Annotated in this window: 1 protein-coding gene; it reads right to left on the bottom strand. The window is 34.6% G+C overall.

Going from position 1 to position 1,448, the window contains the following annotated elements; translation table 11 throughout:
• Positions 1-1,448 (bottom strand): DUF7507 domain-containing protein (locus I1A51_RS17590; protein WP_449500867.1); only part of this gene is annotated, 1,448 nt, incomplete at both ends.

Consider the following 1,448-nt stretch of genomic DNA (forward strand, 5'->3'; position numbering starts at 1 on the left):
GAGTAACTTCCACTATCAATATCTGCTTGTGTTAAAACATAAGTTCCTGTAAAAGTCTCTGTTTCTCCCACATTTAAATTCGCTGAAGTTGTTGGGTTTGTTCCAAAATCAATTCCTGAATCTGTAACTGAAATATTACTAAGTGTCGTATTTCCTGTGTTTGTTACTTCAATTGTATAAGTAATAACATCTCCAGCATTTAAAATTCCATCTGCTCCTAAATCTAAAGAATCATTTGTCGTTAATTCAATTGTTCCAGTTTGATTTAAAGCAGTAATCGTCTCATCATTATCTGCTGCTGTTTCTGGATCATCCGAAAGTGTATCTTCCACAACGGTTATTCCATCAGGAAGTGTTGATGTAACTGAAGATTGTACCGAATAACTTCCACTATCAATATCTGCTTGGGTTAAAACATAAGTTCCTGTGAAAATTTCTGTTTCTCCTACATTTAGATTCGCTGCTGTTGTTGGATTTGTTCCAAAATCAATTCCTGAATCTGTTACTGAAATATTGCTAAGTGTCGTATTCCCTGTGTTTGTTACTTCAATTGTATAAGTAATAACATCACCTGCATTTAAAATTCCATCTGCGCCTAAATCTAATGAATCTGTTGTTGTAAGTTCAATTGTTCCAGTTTGATTTAAAGCAGTAATCGTCTCATCATTATCTGCCACAGTTTCTGGATCATCCGAAAGTGTATCTTCCACAACGGTTGTTCCATCAGGAAGTGTTGATGTAACTGAAGATTGTACCGAATAACTTCCACTATCAATATCTGCTTGGGTTAAAACATAAGTTCCTGTGAAAATTTCTGTTTCTCCTACATTTAGATTCGCTGCTGTTGTTGGATTTGTTCCAAAATCAATTCCTGAATCTGTTACTGAAATATTGCTAAGTGTCGTATTCCCTGTGTTTGTTACTTCAATTGTATAAGTAATAACATCACCTGCATTTAAAATTCCATCTGCTCCTAAATCTAAAGAATCATTTGTCGTTAATTCAATTGTTCCAGTTTGATTTAAAGCAGTAATCGTCTCATCATTATCTGCCACAGTTTCTGGATCATCCGAAAGCGTATCTTCCACAACCGTTGTTCCATCAGGTAGTGTTGATGTAACCGAAGATTGTACCGAGTAACTTCCACTATCAATATCTGCTTGTGTTAAAACATAAGTTCCTGTAAAAGTCTCTGTTTCTCCTACATTTAGATTCGCTGCTGTTGTTGGATTTGTACCAAAATCAATTTCTGAATCTGTAACTGAAATATTACTAAGTGTCGTATTTCCTGTGTTTGTTACTTCAATTGTATAAGTAATAACATCTCCAGCATTTAAAATTCCATCTGCACCTAAATCTAAAGAATCATTTGTCGTTAATTCAATTGTTCCAGTTTGATTTAAAGCAGTAATCGTCTCATCATTATCTGCCACAGTTTCTGGATCATC

The organism is Aureivirga marina (assembly GCF_015767265.1).
GTDB lineage: Bacteria > Bacteroidota > Bacteroidia > Flavobacteriales > Flavobacteriaceae > Aureivirga > Aureivirga marina.